This is a genomic window from Halomonas faecis (assembly GCF_010993975.1).
In the GTDB taxonomy this organism is placed as follows: domain Bacteria; phylum Pseudomonadota; class Gammaproteobacteria; order Pseudomonadales; family Halomonadaceae; genus Halomonas; species Halomonas faecis.
The window spans coordinates 1-816 of sequence record NZ_JAACZO010000044.1 but is presented as its reverse complement, the minus strand read 5'-3'; the positions used below and the strand labels follow the sequence as shown (position 1 = coordinate 816).

Annotated in this window: 2 tRNA genes and 1 rRNA gene; all 3 read left to right on the top strand. The window is 53.2% G+C overall.

Annotated elements, in window-relative coordinates:
• Window positions 1-49 precede the first annotated feature (49 nt).
• Window positions 50-126, top strand: a tRNA-Ile gene (locus tag GFD32_RS14520).
• A gap of 99 nt (window positions 127-225) precedes the next feature.
• Window positions 226-301, top strand: a tRNA-Ala gene (locus tag GFD32_RS14515).
• A gap of 249 nt (window positions 302-550) precedes the next feature.
• A 23S ribosomal RNA gene (locus GFD32_RS14510) occupies window positions 551-816 on the top strand; the annotation flags it as partial.

Sequence of the window (816 nt, the reverse complement as noted above, 5' to 3'; positions counted from 1 at the left end):
GGCAAGTGCTCACATTGAATTACCTGATCGACCAGAGCAAAGACTGTTTGGGTCTGTAGCTCAGTTGGTTAGAGCGCACCCCTGATAAGGGTGAGGTCGGCAGTTCAAGTCTGCCCAGACCCACCAACATCAGCGATAAGCCTTAAGCTATAAGCTTTAAGTGAACCTCAGTGACGGCTCTTCGGGGTTTCTTACCGCTTCAAGCTTACCGCTTACAGCTCAAAGGGGGCCTTAGCTCAGCTGGGAGAGCGCCTGCCTTGCACGCAGGAGGTCAGCGGTTCGATCCCGCTAGGCTCCACCACTCTCGAGCTTGAAGCCGAAAGCTTGAAGCTGGAAGACAACCCACAGTCCTTGAAGTTTTAAGCTAGACGCTTGGAAAGAGAGGTTTTCTCTTCAAGCTTCCAGCTTAAAGCTTCCAGCTTTAATTGCTCTTTAACAATGTGGATCATGCTGACAAGTTTCTTTCGAGAGAAAGGAACGCAAGATACGTCTCAAGCGTATCCGGCAATTGTCGTGACGTCATCGCGGGCCAGACCCTTTCGGGTTATATGGTCAAGCGATGAAGCGCATACGGTGGATGCCTTGGCAGCCAGAGGCGATGAAGGACGTGACAGCCTGCGATAAGGCTCGGCGAGGTGGCAAATAACCTGTGACCCGGGCATTTCCGAATGGGGAAACCCACCCAGCATCAGCTGGGTATCCTGATCTGAATCCATAGGGTCAGGAGGCGAACCGGGGGAACTGAAACATCTCAGTACCCCGAGGAACAGAAATCAACCGAGATTCCCCCAGTAGCGGCGAGCGACCGGGGAGTAG